General features: G+C 73.1%; 17 protein-coding genes. 5 read left to right on the forward strand and 12 right to left on the reverse strand.

Features of this window, described 5'->3' with window-relative positions; all coding sequences use genetic code 11:
- Window positions 1-273: 273 nt before the first annotated feature.
- Window positions 274-2511, reverse strand: coding sequence for a HelD family protein (locus tag ACQPZZ_RS23520; protein WP_432922019.1), 2238 nt, complete (start codon window positions 2509-2511; stop codon window positions 274-276).
- A gap of 159 nt (window positions 2512-2670) precedes the next feature.
- Entirely contained in the window at window positions 2671-3144 is a 474-nt protein-coding gene (locus tag ACQPZZ_RS23525; RefSeq protein WP_363641408.1) for an Lrp/AsnC family transcriptional regulator, read from the reverse strand.
- A 120-nt stretch (window positions 3145-3264) separates the two neighbouring features.
- Between ACQPZZ_RS23525 and ACQPZZ_RS23530 the strand changes: the two genes are divergently transcribed.
- Together ACQPZZ_RS23530 and ACQPZZ_RS23535 are read left to right on the forward strand one after the other, a co-directional pair.
- Window positions 3265-3561, forward strand: a complete 297-nt coding sequence (locus ACQPZZ_RS23530; protein ID WP_432922024.1) for a hypothetical protein — start codon at window positions 3265-3267, stop codon at window positions 3559-3561.
- Window positions 3561-4610: a DUF6745 domain-containing protein gene (locus ACQPZZ_RS23535; RefSeq protein ID WP_432922026.1), complete on the forward strand. Its 1050-nt coding sequence runs from the start codon at window positions 3561-3563 to the stop codon at window positions 4608-4610. Before ACQPZZ_RS23530 ends, ACQPZZ_RS23535 begins: the two co-directional genes overlap by 1 nt.
- Here ACQPZZ_RS23535 and ACQPZZ_RS23540 read toward each other — a convergent pair.
- From ACQPZZ_RS23540 to ACQPZZ_RS23570, 7 genes are all read right to left on the reverse strand, one after another.
- Complete coding sequence (locus ACQPZZ_RS23540; RefSeq protein WP_432922028.1) at window positions 4586-5437, reverse strand: STM4011 family radical SAM protein; 852 nt, start codon at window positions 5435-5437, stop codon at window positions 4586-4588. The genes ACQPZZ_RS23535 and ACQPZZ_RS23540 overlap by 25 nt on opposite strands.
- Window positions 5431-6699, reverse strand: coding sequence for an STM4012 family radical SAM protein (locus tag ACQPZZ_RS23545; protein WP_432922029.1), 1269 nt, complete (start codon window positions 6697-6699; stop codon window positions 5431-5433). Before ACQPZZ_RS23545 ends, ACQPZZ_RS23540 begins: the two co-directional genes overlap by 7 nt.
- Entirely contained in the window at window positions 6696-7487 is a 792-nt protein-coding gene (locus tag ACQPZZ_RS23550; protein ID WP_432934498.1) for an STM4013/SEN3800 family hydrolase, read from the reverse strand. Before ACQPZZ_RS23550 ends, ACQPZZ_RS23545 begins: the two co-directional genes overlap by 4 nt.
- The gene (locus tag ACQPZZ_RS23555) at window positions 7484-8533 is read right to left on the reverse strand and encodes an STM4014 family protein (protein WP_432922031.1); all 1050 of its coding nucleotides are present in this window, start codon (window positions 8531-8533) and stop codon (window positions 7484-7486) included. Before ACQPZZ_RS23555 ends, ACQPZZ_RS23550 begins: the two co-directional genes overlap by 4 nt.
- The gene (locus tag ACQPZZ_RS23560; RefSeq protein ID WP_432922033.1) at window positions 8530-9489 is read right to left on the reverse strand and encodes an STM4015 family protein; all 960 of its coding nucleotides are present in this window, start codon (window positions 9487-9489) and stop codon (window positions 8530-8532) included. The genes ACQPZZ_RS23555 and ACQPZZ_RS23560 overlap by 4 nt, the downstream gene beginning before the upstream one ends.
- Before the next feature lie 64 nt (window positions 9490-9553).
- Window positions 9554-11341, reverse strand: coding sequence for a tetratricopeptide repeat protein (locus ACQPZZ_RS23565; protein WP_432922036.1), 1788 nt, complete (start codon window positions 11339-11341; stop codon window positions 9554-9556).
- A 66-nt stretch (window positions 11342-11407) separates the two neighbouring features.
- Window positions 11408-12526, reverse strand: a complete 1119-nt coding sequence (locus ACQPZZ_RS23570; protein WP_432934500.1) for a M24 family metallopeptidase — start codon at window positions 12524-12526, stop codon at window positions 11408-11410.
- A gap of 217 nt (window positions 12527-12743) precedes the next feature.
- On the opposite strand from ACQPZZ_RS23570, the gene ACQPZZ_RS23575 reads away from it, so the two are divergent.
- Both ACQPZZ_RS23575 and ACQPZZ_RS23580 read left to right on the forward strand, forming a co-directional pair.
- The gene (locus ACQPZZ_RS23575) at window positions 12744-13640 is read left to right on the forward strand and encodes a PP2C family protein-serine/threonine phosphatase (RefSeq protein WP_432922039.1); all 897 of its coding nucleotides are present in this window, start codon (window positions 12744-12746) and stop codon (window positions 13638-13640) included.
- Window positions 13641-13665: 25 nt separating this feature from the next.
- Window positions 13666-14571: a 5'-3' exonuclease gene (locus ACQPZZ_RS23580; protein WP_432934502.1), complete on the forward strand. Its 906-nt coding sequence runs from the start codon at window positions 13666-13668 to the stop codon at window positions 14569-14571.
- 28 nt (window positions 14572-14599) lie between these two features.
- Here the strand turns inward: ACQPZZ_RS23580 and ACQPZZ_RS23585 are convergent, their stop codons facing one another.
- On the reverse strand, window positions 14600-15454 hold the full coding sequence (locus ACQPZZ_RS23585) for a helix-turn-helix transcriptional regulator (RefSeq protein ID WP_432922041.1): 855 nt from the start codon (window positions 15452-15454) through the stop codon (window positions 14600-14602).
- A 118-nt stretch (window positions 15455-15572) separates the two neighbouring features.
- On the opposite strand from ACQPZZ_RS23585, the gene ACQPZZ_RS23590 reads away from it, so the two are divergent.
- Window positions 15573-17000: an RNB domain-containing ribonuclease gene (locus ACQPZZ_RS23590; protein WP_432922044.1), complete on the forward strand. Its 1428-nt coding sequence runs from the start codon at window positions 15573-15575 to the stop codon at window positions 16998-17000.
- A gap of 130 nt (window positions 17001-17130) precedes the next feature.
- Here ACQPZZ_RS23590 and ACQPZZ_RS23595 read toward each other — a convergent pair whose 3' ends face one another.
- Together ACQPZZ_RS23595 and ACQPZZ_RS23600 are read right to left on the reverse strand one after the other, a co-directional pair.
- Window positions 17131-19848, reverse strand: a complete 2718-nt coding sequence (locus tag ACQPZZ_RS23595; RefSeq protein WP_432922047.1) for a DEAD/DEAH box helicase — start codon at window positions 19846-19848, stop codon at window positions 17131-17133.
- A 79-nt stretch (window positions 19849-19927) separates the two neighbouring features.
- Entirely contained in the window at window positions 19928-20821 is an 894-nt protein-coding gene (locus ACQPZZ_RS23600) for a diacylglycerol/lipid kinase family protein (protein WP_432922050.1), read from the reverse strand.
- Window positions 20822-20863 lie beyond the last annotated feature (42 nt).

Consider the following 20863-nt stretch of genomic DNA (forward strand, 5'->3'; position numbering starts at 1 on the left):
CGGAGCTCCGTTGTCTACTGGGTGCCCGGGCCCCTCCTGGGTCCAACCCCCCGGCCGGCTGGGGTGCCCCGCCTCGGCGGGACGCCGCCCTGCGCCTGGTGTGCTGACGGTGTCACGCTCCGTCATCGACGCAGAGGTCGGCGGCGCCATAGAGCGGCCAACCGGTCAGTCCCGTGCTGGACTGCGCAGCAAACTACCGACCTCAGCGCAGATGTCAACCGCGTCCCGATCAGCGGAAATACCACGTTTCCGCAGGTGGGAGCGGTAGCCCGTTCAGCGCCGTTTCAGGCCGTTCAAGACGTCGGGCAGCTCCTCCGTGTGGACGACGCCGAGGCGGCTGGTGGCCCGGGTGAGGGCGACGTAGAGGTCGCTCGGCCCCCGCGGCGACTCACGGAGGATCCTGCCCGGCTCGACCACGATCACCGAGTCGAACTCCAGCCCCTTGGCCTCGGTCACCGACAGCACCGCCACCGGCGCGTCCAGGGCGGCAGGGCCCGGCCCGGTGGCCGCGCCGGGCACGGCGGCCCCGACGATCTCCCCGATCTCTTCGATCGTCCCCGCCGGGGCGATGACCACGAGGCGGCCCTCCTCCACGACTTCCGAAGCGACCACCGGGCCCGCCTCCGCGACGGAGGCGACCCGCAGGGCCCACGGCCGCTCACCGGTCTCCCGCACCGACTCCGGTGCCTTCAGGCCGGGGCCGACCAGTTCGAGCACGCGGGCGGCGATCTCCATCAGCTCCGCCGGGGTGCGGTAGTTGACGCTGAGGTGCTCCTCACGCCAGCGGCCCGCGACGTACGGATCGAGGACACGCGCCCAGCTCGCCGCCCCCGCGGCGGAACCCGTCTGCGCGATGTCGCCGACGATCGTCATGGATCGGCCCGGGATGCGCCGCATGACCATCCGCCAGGCCATCTCGGACAGCTCCTGGGCCTCGTCCACGATCACGTGCCCGAAGGCCCACGTGCGGTCCCTGGCGGCCCGCTCGGCCGTGGTGAGATAGGTCTCCTCGGCCTGCTGCCGTTCGGCGAAGCGCTCGGCGTCCATGATGTCGGCGAGGCCGGTCAGTTCCAGCACCTCCCGGGCGTAGGCGATGCGCTCCTCGCGTTCCTGCTCGGCCCGGCGCGCCGCCCGCAGCACGCCCTCGTCGATGTCGCCCAGCAGGTCGGCGGCCTCGTCGAGCAGCGGCACGTCGGCCACGCTCCACCAGTTCTCCCCCGCTCTGGGCGGCTCGCGCAGCAGCACGCCGCGCTCCCGTTCGCCCAGCCCCGCCGCGGCCATCCGATCGTGATCCGTGAACAGGCCGATCAGCAGCTGCTGCGGCGTCAGGTACGGCCACAGCCGGTTGAGCGCCACCCGCACCGGCTCCTCGGTGCGCAGGTCCTCACGCAGGTCGGCGAAGTCGGCGTCGTCCAGCGCGCCGCGGCCCAGGTGGCGGGCCGCCTGCCGGGTGAGCACGGTCAGCAGGTGCCGGATGAAGACGGCCCTGGCCTGGTTGTGCGGACGGCGCGAGCGGCCGGCCTTCGACCGGGCCGCCTCCAGCGTCTGCCGGTCGAGCTTCAGCGTGAACTTGTCGAGCTTGATCTCCACGGGCGTGCGCGGCATCCGCTGGCGGTCGCGTACGGCCCGCGCGATCACGTCGGCCATCGCGATCCGGCCCTTGACCGCGGCGGCCTCCGGCGGATCCTCCCGCGACGCGGTGACGCCCGGGTACAGCTCGCCCACGGTGGACAGCAGCACGTCGGTCTCGCCGAGCGACGGCAGCACCTGCTCGATATAGCGCAGGAAGGTGGGGTTGGGCCCGAGGATCAGCACGCCCCTGCGTTCCAGCCGCTCACGGTAGGTGTAGAGGAGGTAGGCCGCGCGATGCAGGGCCACCACGGTCTTACCCGTGCCCGGACCGCCCTGGACGACGAGCACGCCGTTCAGGTCGCTTCGGATGATCTTGTCCTGCTCGGCCTGGATGGTCGCCACGATGTCGCGCATGCGACCGGTGCGCTTCTCGCCGAGCGCCGCCAGCAGGGCCGCCTCGCCGTTGAGTGAGGCCCGGTCGGCGTCGGTGAGGCTGTCGAAGTCGAGCAGGTCGTCGTCGATCGCGGTGACCCTGCGGCCCCGCGTGTGCAGGTGGCGCCGCCGGGTGACGCCCATCGGGGCGGCCGGGGTGGCCCGGTAGAACGGCTGCGCCACCGGGGCCCGCCAGTCGATCAGAAGCCGTTGCTGGTCATCGTCCGACAGGCCGATGCGGCCGATGTACAGCCGCTCGCCCTCGGCGTGATCGAGCCGGCCGAAGCACAGGCCGTTCTCCACGGCCCACAGGCGGGCCAGGCGCTGGGCGTACATGCCGGCGAAGGAGTCGCGCTCCGAGCGGTTCTGATGGGTTCCCGAGGCCCCCTGGGCCAGCACGGCGTCGAGCTGCCCGCGCGTGCGCTTCCGCAGCACGTCGAGGCGCTCGTACAGCGCGGCGACGTACTTCTGCTCCCGGGCCAGCTCACCCGGCGAAGACTCTGGCATAGGCCGCCAGATTCTACGTGCCGTCGGGCTCTTGTCCCGCATCGGGCGCCGCCCGATCACCCATGTGGTCACAGGTGCGGTCACAGATGGATCTCGGGGCCCGGCCTGTCCAAGCCGGCCGCCGCGCAGCGGCTCGCCCGGCTCGGCGTCAGGTGGTGCTCAGCCCTCGGCGGCGTCCGCTTCCGGCTCCTTCTCGATCACTGGGGAGCGGTAGTCGTAGGGCGTGCTGAGAACGACGGTCGTGCGCGTGCTGACGTTGGCCGAGGCGCGGATCTGCTGGAGGAGCTCCTCCAGTGCGAGCGGGGAGGCGACGCGGACCTTGAGGATGTAACTTTCATCACCGGCGACGCTGTGGCACGCCTCGATGGCGGTCAGATGACTGAGCCGTTCCGGCGCGTCGTCGGGCGCGGAGGGGTCGATCGGCTTGATCGAGACGAACGCCGTCATCGGAAGACCGATCTCGTCGTAGTCCACGAGAGCGGCGTATCCGCGGATGACACCGCGCTTTTCCAGCCTGCGTACCCGCTGGTGCACGGCGGAGACCGACAGCCCGGTCTCCTTGGCCAGATCGGTGAAGCTCATCCGGCCGTCAGTCGCCAGCAGGGTGACGATTCGGCGATCGATCTCCTCCACGCCAGCAACGGTAGCGCCGCCGGAGAGTGTCTCGTCCCGAAGCCACCGAATTGCCGACTTCGCAGGAATGTCAGTGGGCCTGGCTAGCTTGCGACCATCGCCGAGACCGGAGGTCGACTGATGTATCGACAGGGAGACGTGTTGATCGTGCCCGTGACGGAGGAGTCGGTGCCGCGCGGGCTGCGGCCGGTGCCGCGCGACCCGCGCGGGAGGCTGGTGCTGGCGGAGGGCGAGGCGACCGGGCACTGCCACGCGATCCCGGGCCCGGGAACGCTGTATCCGGGGTTCCTGCACCTGCCCTCGGGAGGACGCCTCGTCCACGAGGAGCACGACCCGATCCCGCTGCCGAAGGGCTGGTTCCGGGTGATCCGCCAGCGGGAGTACGTGCCCGGCTCGTTCCGGACGGTGGCCGACTGATGGGCCGGCTGATGGAGACCCTGGCCTGGGAGCAGGTGGCCTTCGGGACCGGTGTGGGAGACCACGACGAGGCGCAGGCGGGGGTGCGGCTGGCCTACCGCGAGGCGGGCCTGCGCGAGCCGGAGGTGATCGTACGGCTGGCCTCCCCCGCCGCCGGGGCGATCGCGGCGGTGTGGCTGCTCGGCACCGACGAGGTCCGGGCGGCGATGGAGGAGGTCGGCTTCGGGCGGCTGCGGGCCCTCGACGGCATCGACCCCGGGGTCTCGGTGCGGTACGAGGTCCGCACCGTGCCCTGGGAGAGCGCCAGGGCTGAGGCGAGCGCCGAGGCCGGGCCCGCCGGCTGGGCCCGGTTGTGGGAGGAGACGGGCGGGCTGCTGTGGCCGCGCGTCGACCGGCTGGTCACCGAGATCCGCAGGGCCATCGGCGACCTCGGCGGAGACGTGCTGCGCCAGGCGACGCTCGACGCGGTGCTCGGCCAGCACGACGCGCCCTGGCTGTCGGCCTTCGAGTGCATGGAGGGGCTGAAGCGGGTCGCGCGGCACGCGGGCTGGTGGTGGCCGTACGAGCGGGTCGCGATCGTCACCGACCGTCCGGTGGAGCTGCACCTGGACGACGCGGGGCGGCTGCACAGGGCCGAAGGCCCGGCCCTGTCGTACGCCGACGGCTTCACGCTGAACGCCTGGCACGGGATGCCGGTCCCCGCGGGGTTCGGCGCGACCATGGCCGCGCTCACCCCCGAGCGCATCCGCGCGGAGGAGAACGCCGAGCTGCGCCGGGTCATGCTGGAGCACTTCGGCCTCGACCGCTACCTCGCCGAGTCGGGCGCCCGGCCGCGGCACTCGGACGAGACCGGCGTCCTGTGGCGGATCGACCTGCCGGGCGACGAGCCGGTGGTGATGGTCGAGGTGGTCAACTCGACGCCCGAGCCGGACGGCACCCGGCGCACCTACTTCCTGCGGGTCCCGCCGTGGGTGACCAGGGCACGCCAGGGGGTGGCGTGGACCTTCGGCGTGCGTGAGGAGGACTACCACCCCGAGCGGGAGACCTGACCCCACGCGGCCGGGATGCGTTCCAGGACCCCGCCGAGGAAGACGTCGTAGAGGCCGAGTGGCTCCAGGTGGACGTACCCGATGTGGCAGTCGCAGACGGGCAGCGGGCACGCGCGGGGCCGCAGGGCGGGCCGGTACGAGCCGTCGTAGAGGTTGCCCAGCACCTCCGGCACGAAGTGGCAGCGCCTGACCGTCCCGTCGCCGTCCACCGAGATCACGCTGTCCCCGGTGCGGCACGGCAGGCCCAGGCTGCGGTGCGCGTGCCTGCTGTGGCCGAACAACGGGTCGACGGCCGTCCAGTCCGCGGCCTCGGCGTCGCTGTAGACCCGGCCCTCCTGCGCGTTGACCCACAGGTAGGTCTCGGGCGGCAGGTCCGCCCGGAGCCTGCGGGCGTCGGCCAGATGCGCGGGATCGCCGACGATCCCGACGCTGTGCCGTACGGGCAGCGAGCGGACCTTGGGCAGGAACCGCTCGTAGGGCACCTGCGTGGGGTGGTAGGTCACCCACAGCGCCGCCCGGTCCGACGCCTCCGCCAGCCAGCCGGTGCGGCAGCTCAGGTTCGTCTGGATCGCCACCCGCCGCACGTTGTCCAGCCAGGACAGCCGCACCAGCGCCTCGCGGTACCAGGACCGCACCAGCCCCTCACCCCACGGGGTGAACAGCACCGAGATCTCGGCGTCCTGGGCCGCCACCCACGCCGTGAACCGCTCCAGGGCGGCCCGGTCGGCGCGCAGCTGCTGCGGGGTGTCCCTGCGCTTGGCGAACGGGCAGTAGCCGCAGTCGTAGTCGCAGCTCGCCAGCGGTCCCCGATAGAGGATGGTCAGCACGCGGCGTATCCCTCCATGAGCGCCCTCACCCGCGGCGAGAACAGCGCGGGGCCGATGGCGTCGGAGTGGGCGAGCCCGTCGGGGGTCGGGCGCACGGCGGACGCGTCCGCCGTCAGCCAGCCCGGGAACCGGTCGAGCAGGGGGAAGTCGTCGAGCACGTCGGTGCCGAACCTGGACCGGTAGAGGTCCCGCGACAGTCCCTCGGTCCGCAGCAGCGACTGGATGAGGTGCCGTCTCCTGCGCTCCTCCTCGTCCAGCGCGAACCCCACGTTGGCCACGCCGAAGTCGTCGCGCCGCACGTAGTCGTCGATGATCGCCCGCACGTGCCGGGCCCCGACCGCGTACTCGAAGGAGTGGTGCAGCGTGCTCGTGTAGGACCTGGCTCCGCAGCCGAGGCCGGCCATGCCGTCGGTCTGGCAGCAGTAGTCCGTGGCGGCGTCCGGGCCGGGCAGCCGGAACATCCGCATGGACACCTGTTCGTACCCCGCGTCGAGCAGGTGGTCGCGGCCCTGGCGGTACAGCTCCATCCGCTGGTCGTCCCAGGCACGGCCCTGCTTTCCGAGCCCGGTGAGCGGCCGGACGTACAGCGGGTAGAGGTACAGCTCCTCCGGCTTCCACGTCAGCGCGGCGTCCAGCGAGTAGTGCCAGGAGTCCGGCGTCTGCCCGTCGATGCCGTAGATCAGGTCGATGTTGAGGGCCGCGCTGCCCGACGCGCGGATCGCGTCGAGCGCGGCGTCCACCTCCGCGCGCTTCTGCGGCCGTACGGCCGCGCGGGCCTCGGCGTCCACGAAGCTCTGCACGCCGATCGAGATCCGGCTCGCGCCCCGCTCGGCCAGCACGGCCAGCCGGTCGGGCGTGGCGGTGGCCGGGGAGGTCTCCACCGACAGCGGGATCTCCCGCAGGTCGACGCCCATCGCCTGCTCGGTGAGGTCGAACAGGCGGGTCAGCTCCCGGGCGTCCAGATAGGTGGGCGTGCCGCCGCCGAAGGCGGCCGTCGTGAAGCGCGGCTCGTCCAGGGCGGCCCGCACGGCTCGCGCCTGCCGTTCCAGGGCGTCCAGGTAGGCGCCGATGAGGCCCTCCGGAGCGCCGGTGCGGGTGAACAGGTTGCAGAACCCGCACCGCATCTCGCAGAACGGGATGTGGACGTACAGCGCGCCCGCCCGTTCCCCCGCCCAGACCTCGCTCAGGGCCGGGCGCGGATCGAGCGGCCGGTAGGCGGTCTTGTGCGGGTAGGCGTAGACGTAGCCCTCGTAAGGCGTCAATCGTGCTCCCCATCGGGATTTGCCAGGATGAACTCGGCGTAGGGCACCGTCCAGACGACCTCGTGGCCGACGCGGTGCCCGACGTGCCCGTCCTCGCCGTACGCCGTGCCGTGGTCGGAGCAGACGATGACGAGGCAGGGCCGGCGCATCAGCGCGTACAGCCTGCCGATGTGCCGGTCGACGTATTCGAGCGCGGCGGCATGGGTGTCCGGGCCGTCCCCGGTGGCGCCGGGCAGGTAGAAGTGGTTGGGCTGGTGCAGCGCCGACACGTTGACGAACAGGAAGACCGGCCGGTCCCGCCGGGCCAGCACCTCCTCTGCGCGGTCGATCTGCCGTTCCAGCGAATGAGGGCCGGTCACCCCGAACTCCGGCTCCCAGTGGCTCTCCGCGAACAGCCCGGGCAGCGCCGAGCCCAGCGGAGTCAGCTTGTTGAAGAACCCCACTCCGCCGATGCACACCGTGTGGTAGCCGGCGCGGGCGAGCCCGGTGGGCAGGTCGGGCGCGTCGAACACCCAGGTGCCCGCCCCGGTCGTCTCGCTGCCGGGGAAGGTCGCGGCGAACGGGCGCGGGTGCGGCCCCGGTGTGACCGGCGTGGGCAGGAACCCCGCGAAGATCGCGGCGTGCGCGGCGTAGGTGAAGCTGCCGGGGCTGTGCCGCCGCTCCCACCTCCGGCCGCCGGGCAGCAGGTGGGGCAGCCGCCCGGCGTCGGCCAGCTCGGCCGCGACGTCGTAGCGGAGCGTGTCGAGCGTGACCAGGAGGATGTCGTGGGTCCCCACGACCTCGTTCATGTCCACGGCCGGTCCAGGATCGCCTCCACCTGCTCGGCGTAGGTGTCCCTGCCGTTGCCCGCCAGGTCGCCCAGGCCGGGCAGGAGGTCGCCGAACGCGTTGACCTCCGCCACGGCCACCGACCGCCGGTCGGCCCCGACCATGAGGTCGACGCCGGCGGTCAGGCTTCCCGGGAAGCACGCGGCGGTCCGGGCGGCCACGTCGAGCACCCGCTCCCACAGGCCGGGCCGGGCCCTGACCACGCCGAGGTCGCCCCGCAGGCCGCCGAGATGCAGGTTGGTGATCGGCGTCGTGCTCGTGCGCATCACCGCGTGGGCCGGGATCCCGGCCACGGTCACGACGCGCAGGTCGAACGTCCTGCCGCCCGCCGACGCCTTCGGAAACCACCGCTCCACATGCAGCCCGTCGGGGGCGAGCGTCTCGACCAGCGCCTTCACGTCGGCCTCGTCCTCATAGGTGCGGACCCGCAGCGAGTTGCACAGCGTGCCGCCGATCCACGCCGCCGAGGTGACCGCCTTGACCCGGCCCGCGTGGGCCTGGAAGGCGACCACCCCGGAGGCCGACGAGCCGTGGGCGGGCTTGACGAACACGCGGGCCCAGCCCCGCTCCGCCATCCGCTCGCGCAGCTCGCCGTACGAGCCGGCCGCGAAGGCGGGCGGCACCGGCACCCCGGCCGCGGACAGCCGGGCGTGACAGCGGCGTTTGTCGAACATCACCGCGATCTCCTCGGCGTCCCCCAGCAGGCGGACACCGGGGAGTGCGGCGATCCTCCGCAGCCCCGCCGTGAAGGCGGCGTACCAGGCCGCGCCCCCGCCGACCCGGGTTGGGTCCCCCGTTCCGCGCAGCAGCGCGTCGATCTCGGCGTCCTCGCCCGGCGAGTCGATCCGCACGAGCGTCCCCGGCGGCAGGCCGATCTCGCCGCCGGTCAGCACGTCACGCCACGGGACCACCAGCGGTTCCGGCAGCCCCCGGGCGACGACGGCGTCGCGGAACATCGTGACCCGCCGGTCGCCGGGCACCCCGACGACGGCCAGATGGGGCGTCACTCGCCTACCGCCACGTAGCGCCAGACGTCCCCGTCCCCATGGTCCCTGGCCTTCTCCTGTTCCGACAGGTCGACCTCGACGCCCGGCAGCGCCTCGGTCACCCGGGCGACCATCGCGTCGGTGAGGAAGTGGTGGTGCAGGTCGAGCCTGTTCAGGTGGGTCAGCGGCTGCCCGCCGAGCAGGGCCTCGGCTCCGGCGTCGGTGAGCATGCCCATCGACAGGGCGAGGGACTCCAGCCGGGCGACGACCGGCGCGGAGGCCACGGCCGCCGCGATCTCGTCCTGGATCTCGCTGTCCTGCAGGCCGAGGTGGCGCAACGTCGGCAGCCGATCCCCGGACAGGATCGGCGCCAGGTCGGCGACCGTGGCGTCTCCGCCGTATTCCTGGATCCCGAGCCACAGGTCCAGGTGCTCCAGGGCGGGCAGGTCGCACGCTCCGATCGCACGCACGACCTTCGCGGGCAGCCCGCCGGTCTCGAACCGCAGCATGCGCAGCGACTCGTGCCGCACAGGACGGAGCCCCAGTCCAGTGCCGCCACGCACCTCCAGCCGCTCCAGCCGCGGGAACGCCTCCAGCAGCGAAGTCACGTCCGACTGCTGGATCCAGGAGATCTCCGCCTCGTCGGAGCTGATCGCGCCGACGAAGAGCGAACGGAGCCCGGGAAACCAGGCGGCGTTGTCCGCGAGCAGGCCGACGATCTGCTCCGACGAAGTCTCGTAGCAGTTCCCCCAGCCCCCGATCACCAGTGCCGGGACCTTGGCCGTGTCGACACGCGCCAGCAGCGCGTCGAACGCCTCCTCGATCTCGTAGTCGTCCCAGCCCGAGCTGATCCGCACCGCCACCGAAGCCGGGTCGGCGATCTCCTGCTCCTCCGGAGCGATTTCGACGATCGGCAGCCCGGCGTAGCTGTCCTCGTAGCGGTGCTGGTAGCCGAAGTAGGTGTCGTACGGGATCATGGAATGTCCTTGGCTGGGGGAACCGGCGGGTCCGTCCTACCAGACCCCGGCGACAATTCCGCGATCACGCCTCCGCGGCCAGCGCCCGTACGTCTGGGTGCATGCCGGGAGTCGCCGACACGAGGGCGGCGAGTGAGCCGAGGATCGTCACGGGCCTCGTCTTCGACGCCTCCACGGCGGCCAGGTAGCGCCAGGCCACCAGTCCGGCCACGTCGTCGCGGGCGTCCGGGTCCATCCAGGCAGTGGCGATCATCCCCAGCAGGGCGGCCTCGGTCACCCAGTCCTCCGGCCCGTACGCCAGGTCGGCCAGCACGCTCCTGCGCTCGGACTCCGCCCACGCCTGGCCGGCCCGGTGGTGGGCGATGCCGAGGCAGGCCCACGCCTGGACCTGCCTGATCCACAGCGGCACGGCCGCGGGCTCGCCGTACGGCGACAGCGGCGGGTGGACGAGCACGCCGAGCAGGTCACCGAGGGACAGGCCCGACAGGCGTACGGCGTGGTCGTAGGCGGCCGGCAGGTGCGGCCAGCGCAGCGTCGCGACGGCGGCGACGGCCTCCAGCGCCTCGCGAGACGGCGGCGGAACGGCGGCCACGGCCGTCATGCCCTCGTAGCGCCACACCCGGCGTGCCACGCTCCGCACCGGGCCGTGGCCGTACACCTCCGGCACGGTCAGCCGCGCGTCGGGCTCCGGCGCGCCGTCGATGGTCACCTCGAAGCCGGGCACGACCAGGGAGAAGGCGAGCAGCGCGCTCGGCGGTTCGGGGGCGGAGACGGTGAGCTCGCCGCCGGCCGGGACCTCCTCCTGCTCCACCAGCTGGTAGAGCACGTCGATCACCGACTCCGTCGGGCCGGGGACGCGTCCCAGCCAGAGACGCAGCGCGCAGTGCTCGCCGAGGACCGCGTCACCGTGCTCGTTGCCGGGGTCGTCGCGCAGGTGATCGGCCAGCTCCACCAGGTGCCGGACGTCCCCGTCCCGTTCGAAACGCATTCCGCAGGCCGTCGGATAGGCGTTCGCGTGCCGGGGCTCGCGCCGCAGCGCGCGCTCCACCCACTCCAGGCCCTCCTCCGGGCGGCCGCTGTCGTGCAGCATCTCGCCGATGTCGGTGTACAACGCGAGGTTCGCGGGGTCGTGCTCGAGCGCCCGCACCATGGCCCGCTCGGCCTCGGGCCACCGGCGCAGGTCGCGGTACGCGTATCCCTCGGCCAGGGCGGCCTGGAAGGACGGCGCCAGCGCGTAGGAGCGGGCGGCCAGCTCCACCGCCTCCTCGGCGTCCCCCACCCGGCGCAGGAGGAGCGAGGCCGGCCAGAGCAGCGCCGCGACGTCCGGGTGCGCGCGCAGCGCGCCCCGCACCAGGGCGACGTACGGCAGCAGCGCCTCGCGGCCGTCCTCCGGCACCGTGCCGGGCAGCCCGGAGGCCAGCAGCGAGACGAGTGAGCCCAGTTCGCCGGGCGGGATCCGCCCGGGCAGCTCGGGGTCGAGCACCCACGGCACGTGGGCCCAGCGTCCGCCCGGCTCGTGCCGCTGCACCGAGATCAGCAGGCGCAGCGCGGGCACGTGCTCGCCTCGCGCGGCCAGTGCGTGGGCGCGGGCCAGCGCGGTGCCGAGGAAGACCGGCTCCTCCAGGGGAAACAGGTCCGGCCCGCCGCCCGGCCCGGCCAGCAGCCGCGCCAGCGTCTCGTGGGCCTCGGGCAGGGCGGGATCGCAGGCCAGCGCCGCCGCGACGTGCGCGGCGGCGTGCCCGGTCTCCCCGTCCGCCAGGGCCAGGCGCGCCATGCTGACCTCGCCCTCGGCCTGGGCGCGGGGATCGTCCATGCCCTCGCCGATGTCTCCGCCCATGCCCTCGTGCGTCATACGTCCTCCGATACGGCAGTTGTGATCATCACTCTGCCAGGGCCGCGGAGAGCACGGTCGCGAGGATCAGCCGATCACGACCAGGTCCCTGGTGGTGTTGTTCATCCGCTCTCCGGCGGTCTCGCCGCACACGACGATGTCCTCGATCCGGGCGCCGTGCCGTCCGGGCAGGTAGATGCCCGGCTCGACGGAGAAGGCGAACCCGGGCGCCATCTCCTCGGTGTTGCCCGCGACGATGTACGGCTCCTCGTGCGTCTCCAGGCCGATGCCGTGTCCGGTCCGGTGGACGAAGTACTCGCCGTACCCCGCCTCCGCGATCACTTCGCGGGCGGCGGCGTCCACCGACTCGCAGCTCACACCGGGCCTGACGTGGGCGCAGGCGGCCTCCTGGGCGCGCTTGAGCACCTCGTAGTAGGCCGTGAACTCCGCCGGCGGCTCGCCCACGCAGTACGTCCGGGTGGAGTCCGAGCAGTAGCCGCTCGGCATGACGCCGCCGATGTCCACGACGACGGGCTCGCCGGGCCGGATCACCCGGTCGGTCAGCTCGGCGTGCGGGCTGGCGCCGTTCGGTCCGGACCCGACGATCACGAAGTCGACCCGGGCGTGCCCCGCGTCGAGGATCGCCTCCGCGATGTCCTTGCCGACCTCGCGCTCGGTACGACCGGCCTTGAGCAACCGGGGCACCAGACTGTGCACCGCGTCGATGGCCGCTCCCGCCTCCGCGAGCGCCGCGGCCTCGGCCGGCGACTTGCGCATCCGCAGCTCGCGCAGGACGCTCCCGGCCAGCACCTGCTCGGCTCCGGGCATGACCGCGCGGAACCGCAGCGACTGCAGCGCCCACATCCGGTCGGCGAGCCCGACCCGGGCGACCGGGCCCAGACGGCGGGCCACCTCGGCGAACGGGTCGTCGGTCTCGTCCCACGCGACGAACTCGATGCCGAGCCGGGAGGCGGGCGAGTGCTCGGCCGCCGGCAGTTCCAGGCGCGGCACCATCAGGAACGGCTCGCCGGACGCCGGCACGACGAGACAGGTGAGGCGTTCCAGAGGCAGGGCGTCGTAGCCGGTCACGTAGCGCAGGTCCGGGCCCGGCGTCAGCAGCAGCGCGTCGAGGCCGGCGCGGCCGATGGCCTCGCGTACGGCGGCGGGACGGGTCGTCGGGTACAGGTCGGAAGGCTCCGGGGACATCGTCGTCACGCGACCTAATGTAACGAGCGGCGGCGCCGGCGAGACACGCAGGGCTTCTACCACACGCGCCACGCGGGCGAGCCTCGTGGGGCTTTGGCTTATTCCACGCGAAGGAAGAAAACCGACCCCCCAGTGATGCAGGACTGCTACGCTCCGCGTCAGGGCGATCACAGAACGTCCGAACGGCAATGCAAGAGCGGCATCGAGAGCGAGACAGATGGCCGGCGTAGTGGGCGGCACAAGGCCCGCCCTTCCCCCCGCGGACGACCGCGACCCGGACGTGACCCCCGGCGCCGCCCCCGTCGGCACCCTCACTGTGCAGAACATCGGCGGACGGCGGTGGACGGGGCGCCGCGAGCGGGCGGCCGAGGAGCGCCGCGTCGCATTGGCGTTGCGGGAGGCGATCCTTCCCGAACCCGGCGCGTCGATCGAGCTGCCCCACGCCAGGATCGCGGTCCGGTACGTCCCTGCGGGCCGGGCGTCGAGCCTCGGGGGCGACTGGTACGACGCGGCTCCGCTGCCCGACGGGCGCATGTTCCTCGCGGTGGGCGACGTGTCGGGGCACGGCCTGCCCGCGATCGCCGAGATGGCGCAGCTGCGGCACGCGCTGCTCGGCCTGAGCATGACCGGGGCATCCCCCGGCATGCTGCTGACCTGGCTGAACTCTCTGGTCCTCACCCGGCTGGACGACACCACGGCGACCGCCGTATGCGGCCACTTCGACCCGGTGACCCGCCTTTTCACGTGGGCACAGGCGGGCCACCCCGCCCCGATCCTGGTGCGTCGCGGGGGCGCGCGCCAGCTCGGGGCGCCCCGGGGGGTCGTGCTCGGGGCGATGCCGGGCCTGCCGTACGGAGTGGCCGACGTCCGGCTCGAGCCCGGCGACCTGCTGCTGATGTTCACCGACGGCCTGGTCGAGCGCCGCTCCCGCGACATCGGCGCGGGGGTGTCCCTCATCGTGGAGGCGGCCGTGTCGACCGGCCTCGGCGAGCGCGGCGCGGACCTCGACACGGGCCTCGACCGCCTGCTGGAGGCGATCGGCGGCCCCAACCCCGAGGACGACACGTGCCTGCTGGCCGTCGCGGTCACCGGAGAGGGTCCGCGGCACCCCTGACAGGCATGACAATGGCAGGGTGCAGATGCTTCTCGACACCCCGTCGCTGTACTTCCGCGCCTTCTACGGGATCCCGGAGTCGGTGACCTCGCCGGACGGCATGCCGGTCAACGCGGTGCGCGGCCTTCTCGACATGATCGCCACCCTGGTCCGGCAGCACCAGCCCGCCCAGCTGGTGGCCTGCATGGACGCCGACTGGCGGCCGGCGTTCCGGGTGGCCGCGATCCCGTCCTACAAGGCGCACCGGGTGGCGAGCGGCGACGAGGAGGAGGAGGTGCCGGACACGCTGGCCCCGCAGGTCCCGGTCATCGAGGAGGTCCTGGACGCGCTCGGCATCGCCCGCGTCGGCGTCGCCGGGTACGAGGCCGACGACGTGATCGGCACCTACGCGACCGCCTCGGCCACGGCCGTGGACATCGTCACGGGCGACCGCGACCTGTTCCAGCTCGTCGACGACGAGAAGCCCTGCCGGGCGCTTTACACAGTACGAGGCATTCGTAACCTTCAGGTCATCGACGAGGCGTTTGTCCGGGAGAAGTACGGCATTCCGGGCCGGGCGTACGCCGACTTCGCGACGCTGCGCGGCGACCCGAGCGACGGCCTGCCCGGCGTCGCCGGCATCGGGGACAAGACGGCGGCGGCCCTCATCACGCGCTTCGGGTCCCTGGCCGCGTTGCTGGCCGCGCTGGACGGTGCGGTGGACGGGGGCGGCGCCGACGGCTTCCCCGCGGGCGCGCGCAACAAGCTCGCCGCCGCCCGCGACTACCTGGAGGTCGCCCCCGCCGTGGTCCGGGTGGCCCGCGACGTCCCGGTCCCGGACGTCGACATCACCCTGCCCGCCGCGCCGCGCGACCCCGAGCGGCTGGTCGCGCTGTCGGAGAAGTACGGCCTCGACAGCCCGCTGAACCGCCTGCTCGCCGCGCTGTCCTGAGCGCGGGCCTCCCCCGTGCGGGAGGTCCTCAGCGGTGACTGCGGTGGGCGGTCTGCGGGCCGACGGCACGGAGGAGTTCGAGAGCCTCGGCGCTCCTGGATCCCGGCGGCGGCGTGAAGAGACGCAGACGCTGGTCCGCGGCCTGCGTCTGCAGCGTCTCGTAGTCGAACTCGATAGGCCCGACAGACGGGTGCGCGACACGCATCCGGCTGGCGCGGCGCACCGCGACCTCGTGCCGCTCCCAGATGGCGGCGAACTCCTCACTCGCCGCCCCGAGCCGGTCGATCAGGGCGCTCGAGGGCCGATCGTAGCCGCGGCCTGTCGCGGCGGCACGCAGGTCCGCGACGTGCATGCGGCTGAGGCGGTCGTGTTCCTCGGCGGGGTACGGCTCGCGCACGGACGGGTCGGTGAACCAGCGCCACACGATGTTCCGGTCCGGTTCCTCGACGGTGCACACGCACCCGAACAGCGCCTCGGCCAGGGCGTTCTGGGCGAGCAGGTCGCCGAGGTCGGTGAGCAGCTGGGCCGGCGTGTCGCCCAGCCGGTCGAGGAGATAGAGCAGGGCGGGCCTGACGTGGTCTCCGGCTCGCGTCCCCGCCGGCGGGCGGTGGCCCGCCAGCAGGTAGAGGTGATCGCGCTCGTCCTCGGTCAACCGCAGCGCCCGGGCGAGGGCGCTCAGCAACTGGACCGACGGCTGGGAGCCGCGCGCCTGCTCGATCCGCATCACGTAGTCGGCCGACACCCCGGCCAGCTGGGCCAGCTCCTCACGGCGCAGGCCGGGCGTGCGGCGCCGCGGTCCTGCGGGCAGGCCTGCCTCCTGCGGCCGCAGACGCTCGCGGGAACGGCGGAGGAAGTCCGCCAGCCTGGCGCGGTCCATCGTCATGTCACCCATCCTCCGCCCCGGCCCCTTCCTGCTTCGCGCACGCCGGGAGAGCCGATCCTAGACAAGAGGGAGATCCCGGTGGACGTCCGAAAAATCCTGACTCGGGTAAGTTGATCGCGTGCCGTACACGACGATCCGCCTCCGGGACACCGCGGACGGGCTCCGCGACGGGTTCGCCCGCATCCGCAAGGACTTCGACCTGCCGGACGGCTTCCCCGCCCCTGTGCAGGAGGAGGCGGAGCGCGCGGCGGCCGCCCCCGCGCTGCCCACGGAGGACCGGACGGATCTCCCGCTGGTGACCATCGACCCGCCCGGCTCGATGGACCTCGACCAGGCGCTGTGCATCGAGCGGCGCGGGCCGGGTTACCGCGTCTGGTACGCCATCGCCGACGTCGCGGCGTTCGTCCGGCCCGGCGGGGCGATCGACGGCGAGGCGAGGATCCGCGCCGAGACCGTCTACATGGCCGACGGCCGGGTGCCGCTGCACCCGCCGGTCCTGTCGGAGGGCGCGGCCAGCCTGCTGCCCGGGCGGACCCGCCCCGCGGCGCTGTGGCGGCTCGATCTCGCTGCCGACGGCGAGATCGAGGCGGTGGAACTGCGCAGGGCCCTGGTGCGCAGCCGCGAGCGGCTCGACTACGAGACCGTCCAGGCGGCCGTGGACACCGGCCGGGCGGAGGGGACGATCGCGCTGCTCGCCGAGGTGGGGCCGCTGCGGCTGGAGCGGGAGCGGGCCAGGGGCGGGCTGTCGCTGCCGGCCCCGGAGCAGCAGGTGGTCCCCGACGGGAACGGCGGCTATCGGGTGGAGTTCCGCACGGACCACCCCTGCGAGGCCTGGAACGCACAGATCTCCCTGCTCACGGGGATGGCGGCGGCCCGGATGATGCTGGAGGCGGGCGTGGGCGTGCTGCGGGTCCTCCCCGAAGCGGGCCCGGAGGACGTCGGCAAGGTCCGCAGGGTCGCCGCCGCGCTCGGGGTGCCCTGGCCCGGCGGCGCGTCCTACGCCGAGGTCGTGCACGGGCTCGACCCCAAGATCCCCGGCCATGCCGCCTTCCTGCACGAGTCCACGGTGCTGCTGCGCGGCGCGGCCTACGTCGCCTTCGACGGTGCCGCTCCCGGCCAGGCGCTGCACGCCGCCATGGCCGCGCCGTACGCGCACGTCACCGCGCCGCTGCGGCGGCTGGTCGACCGGTACGGCACCGAGGTCTGCCTGGCCGTGTCCGCGGACGAGCAGGTCCCCGAGGAGGTCAGGCGGGCGCTGCCCGAACTGCCGGAGCAGATGGCCTCGGGCGGCAGGCGGGCGGGCGCGGTGGAGCGGGCCTGCGTGGACCTGGTCGAGGCGGCCGTGCTGCGGCCCCGGATCGGCGAGGTCTTCGACGCGGTGGTCGTCGACGTCGCCGACGGCAAGCCGGGCGGGCAGGTGCAGGTCACCGAGCCCGCCGTGATCGCCCGCTGCGACGGCGACCGCCTGCCGCTCGGCGAACGCATCCCCGTACGGCTCACGCGCGCCGACCCCCAGACCCGCGAGGTCCGCTTCACCGCTGCCTGACCGGCCGCCACGGCGGCCCTGCGGCGGACTCAGGCGCCCAAGCCGCTACCGGCGGGTGAGCGGCCACACGTCGATGACCGTCATGTCCGCCGCGTGGGCGGCGGCGATGCCTGGTCACGCTTCCCGGATCTCAGCTGACGGAGGAGTAGGCGACGACCCCGCGGCGCATGGCGTCGACGGCCTTGGCGGCGTTCTCGGCGACCTTGCTCCCCTTCGGTGCGGCGTCCCTGAGCTGGCCGAGCAGGTCGAGCAGCTGCTTGACCCAGCGGACGAAGTCGCCCGCCGCGAGATCACAGTCGGTCAGCACGGCGTCGAGGCTGTGGCCCTTGGCCCAGCGGAAGGCCGCCCAGGCGAAGCCCACGTCGGGCTCGCGGACGAACGACAGGCCGTGGTCCTCCTCGATGCCCTCCAGCTCGCCCCACAGGCGCACCATCTCCGCGAGCGCGTCACGCGTGGCGCCGGCCGGGATCTTGGGGCTGCGGACGTCGTCGGCCTGCCGCGACTCGTACACCAGCGACGACACGCACGCGGCCAGCTCGGCGGGGTCGAGGCGGTTCCACACACCGGCGCGCAGGCACTCGGCCGTGAGCAGGTCCAGCTCGGTGTAAAGCGAGGCCAGCCTGCGGCCCTGTTCCGTGACCGTCTCGCCGTTCAGGTAGCCGAGCTGGTCGAGCACCCCGCAGACGCGGTCGAAGGTCCTGGCGATGACGTGGGAGCGCCCCTCGACCCGGCGGCGCAGCCCCTCGGTCTCCCGCAGCAGCTTGTGGTAACGCTCGGCCCAGCGAGCGTGGTCCTCGCGCTCGTCGCAGCCGTGGCAGGGGTGCTGGCGCAGCTCCCGCCGCAGGCGCGTGATCTCCTCGTCCTCCGCGGCGTGGTCGCGCGCCCGCGGCGGCTTGCCGAGGTCGCGGTCGCCCAGCTTCGCGTGCACGGTCGAGACGAGGTTGGCCCGTTCCTTCGGCGAGCGCGGGTTGAAGCCCTTCGGAATCCTGATCGTGTCGACCGGCTCGACCGGCACCGGGAAGTCGGCCGCCGACAGGCGCTTGACCTGCTTACCGATGGTCAGCACCAGCGGCGCGGGCCCCTCGTGCCCCCGGCCGTTCACGCCCGGGTCGAGCACGACCGCGATGCCGGCACGACGCCCGCCCGGCACCCGGATGACGTCGCCGGGCTTGAGCACCTCCAGGGACTGCACGGCCTGGGCGCGTCGGGCCGCCCCCCGCTGGCGCGACAGCTCGGCCTCGCGGTCCGACAGCCGCCTGCGCATCGCCGCGTACTCCTCGAAGTCGCCGAGGTGGCACGTCATGGCCTCGGCGTAGCCCTCCAGGGCCTGCTCGGCCTTGCGCAGCTGGCGGGCCAGGCCGACCACGGCGCGGTCGGCCTGGAACTGGGCGAAGGAGTCCTCCAGCAGGGTCCGCGCCCGCTCCCTGCCGACCTGCCCGACGAGATTGACCGCCATGTTGTACGACGGCTTGAAGCTGGAGCGCAGCGGATAGGTGCGGGTGCCGGCGAGACCGGCGACGGACAGGGGATCCATCCCCGGCTGCCAGACCACCACCGCGTGGCCCTCGACGTCGATGCCGCGCCGCCCCGCCCGGCCGGTGAGCTGGGTGTACTCCCCCGGGGTCAGGTCGGCGTGGGTCTCGCCGTTCCACTTGTCGAGCTTCTCGATCACCACGGACCTGGCCGGCATGTTGATGCCGAGCGCCAGCGTCTCGGTCGCGAAGACCGCCTTCACCAGGCCCTTGGTGAACAGCTCCTCCACGACCTCCTTGAACGCCGGCAGCATGCCCGCGTGGTGGGCGGCCAGGCCGCGCTCGAGGCAGTCGCGCCATTCGAGGTAGCCGAGCACCGCGAGGTCCTCGTCCGGCAGGTGCGCGGTCCGCTCGTCCACGATCTGGCGGATCTCGTGGCTCTCGGCCTCGGTGGTGAGGCGCAGCCCCGAGTAGAGGCACTGCATGACGGCGGCGTCGCAGCCGTTCCTGGAGAAGATGAAGGTGATCGCGGGCAGCAGCCCCTCGGCGTCGAGCTTCTCGATGACGTCCGACCGGCTCGGCGTCGTGCCCCGGCCCGGCCGCGAGTAGCCGCGCCTGCCCCGGGCCTGGGCCAGCCGCATCTCGTCGCGGGCGATCCGCATGAGGGACGGGTTGACCCGCAGGGTGTCGTCGCCCTCGTCGACGAACAGGTCGTACATCCTGTTGCCGACCAGCATGTGCTGCCACAGCGGGACCGGCCGGTGCTCGTCCACGATGACCGTGGTGTCGCCGCGCACCTCGCCCAGCCACTCGCCGAACTCCTCGGCGTTGCTGACCGTGGCCGAGAGGGCCACCACCCGCACCGACTCCGGCAGGTGGATGATGACCTCTTCCCAGACCGCGCCGCGGAACCGGTCGGCCAGGTAGTGGACCTCGTCCATCACCACGTACGCGAGGCCGGTCAGCGTGTTCGAGCCGGCGTACAGCATGTTGCGCAGGACCTCGGTGGTCATGACCACGATCGGGGCCTCGCCGTTGACGCTGTTGTCGCCGGTCAGGAGGCCGACCTTGCCCGCGCCGTACCGCCTGACCAGGTCGTTGTACTTCTGGTTGGACAAGGCCTTGATCGGCGTGGTGTAGAAGCACTTACGGCCCTGCTGCAGGGCCAGGTGGACGGCGAACTCCCCCACCACGGTCTTGCCCGACCCGGTCGGCGCGGCCACCAGCACGCCGTCCCCGGCTTCCAGCGCCTGACAGGCGTCGATCTGGAACTCGTCGAGCTCGAAGTCGTAAAGCTCGCGGAACGAGGCGAGAGCGGGTCCTGTCCCGGACTGCCCCTCACGGAAGGCGGCATAGCGTTCCGCTGGCGTACTCATACCGTCAACCCTACCGATAACGGGATTCCGGGCGTCCGTCATCGGTGATCCTTTAGCGCGACCGCCTTTACGTCGTAGATCAGGGCGTCAGAACCCGCAGCGCTCCCGGCTCGACGGCGCAGGTCAGCGGGACCGGGCCGACCCGCTCGCCGTCGGCGTAGGCGATCACGTCCGGGGCCTCGATCACCACCCGCCGGGCCCGCCGCAGGGTCACGGCCGGGTGACGGGTGTGTCCGCCCCGGTAGACACGGGGGAACGTGCGCAGGAACTCGCCCATGGGCATCGCCCCGAGCACGAGCACGTCGAACAGGCCGTCGTCGGGCCGGGCGTCCGGGCATATGCGCATCCCCGCGCCGTACGACCGGGTGTTGGCCACGGCCACCAGCATCGCCTCGCGCTCCACCGCCTCCCCGTCGAGGGTGATCCGGAACGGGATCGGCGCGAAGGAGCTCAGCTCGCGTACGAGCGCGACCAGATACTTCCCCATTCCGGGCGGCCGGGTCATGCCGTTGGCCCGCTCGTTGACGCGGGAGTCGAACCCGCAGGCGAGGACTCCGGCGAACCATTCGTCTTTCCTGTCCCCGCCCGCCCCGATCCTGCCGGCGTCCACGACCCGCGACGCCCCGCCGGCGACGACGTCCGCGGCGGCGAGGAGGTCTGCGCGCGGGATGCCGAGGGCGCCGGCGAAGTCGTTGCCGGTCCCGGCCGGCACGATCCCGAGCGGCACGGCCGTTCCCGCCACGGCCTGCACGGCGAGGTGCACCAGGCCGTCGCCGCCGTAGGCGACCAGCGCGGCGGGGCCGGCGGCGACCGCCTCCCGGGCCCGGCCGAGGGCGTCCGCCGCCGAGGTCCCGACGATCACGGAAACCGGACGGCCGCCCGCCCGCAGCCGCCGGAGCACCGGGTCGAGCAGGCGCAGCGTGCGGCCGCCGCGGGCGGCGGGGTTCACCAGGACGACGATCTCATCGGCCACATGCGGAACCTACCGCCGCCCATGAGGCGACACCAGAGGGAG

It is taken from the genome of Microbispora sp. CA-135349, assembly GCF_050947365.1.
Classification (GTDB): domain Bacteria; phylum Actinomycetota; class Actinomycetes; order Streptosporangiales; family Streptosporangiaceae; genus Microbispora.

What these genes read in the sequence shown, in the direction of transcription:
- ACQPZZ_RS23520 (WP_432922019.1), bottom strand. Translation starts at nt 2,511, where the DNA reads ATGCCAGAGTCTTCGCCGGGTGAGCTGGCCCGGGAGCAGAAGTACGTC.
- ACQPZZ_RS23530 (WP_432922024.1), top strand. Translation starts at nt 3,265, where the DNA reads ATGTATCGACAGGGAGACGTGTTGATCGTGCCCGTGACGGAGGAGTCG.
- ACQPZZ_RS23535 (WP_432922026.1), top strand. Translation starts at nt 3,561, where the DNA reads ATGGGCCGGCTGATGGAGACCCTGGCCTGGGAGCAGGTGGCCTTCGGG.
- ACQPZZ_RS23550 (WP_432934498.1), bottom strand. Translation starts at nt 7,487, where the DNA reads ATGAACGAGGTCGTGGGGACCCACGACATCCTCCTGGTCACGCTCGAC.
- ACQPZZ_RS23560 (WP_432922033.1), bottom strand. Translation starts at nt 9,489, where the DNA reads ATGATCCCGTACGACACCTACTTCGGCTACCAGCACCGCTACGAGGAC.
- ACQPZZ_RS23565 (WP_432922036.1), bottom strand. Translation starts at nt 11,341, where the DNA reads ATGACGCACGAGGGCATGGGCGGAGACATCGGCGAGGGCATGGACGAT.
- ACQPZZ_RS23570 (WP_432934500.1), bottom strand. Translation starts at nt 12,526, where the DNA reads ATGTCCCCGGAGCCTTCCGACCTGTACCCGACGACCCGTCCCGCCGCC.
- ACQPZZ_RS23575 (WP_432922039.1), top strand. Translation starts at nt 12,744, where the DNA reads ATGGCCGGCGTAGTGGGCGGCACAAGGCCCGCCCTTCCCCCCGCGGAC.
- ACQPZZ_RS23580 (WP_432934502.1), top strand. Translation starts at nt 13,666, where the DNA reads ATGCTTCTCGACACCCCGTCGCTGTACTTCCGCGCCTTCTACGGGATC.
- ACQPZZ_RS23585 (WP_432922041.1), bottom strand. Translation starts at nt 15,454, where the DNA reads ATGACGATGGACCGCGCCAGGCTGGCGGACTTCCTCCGCCGTTCCCGC.
- ACQPZZ_RS23595 (WP_432922047.1), bottom strand. Translation starts at nt 19,848, where the DNA reads ATGAGTACGCCAGCGGAACGCTATGCCGCCTTCCGTGAGGGGCAGTCC.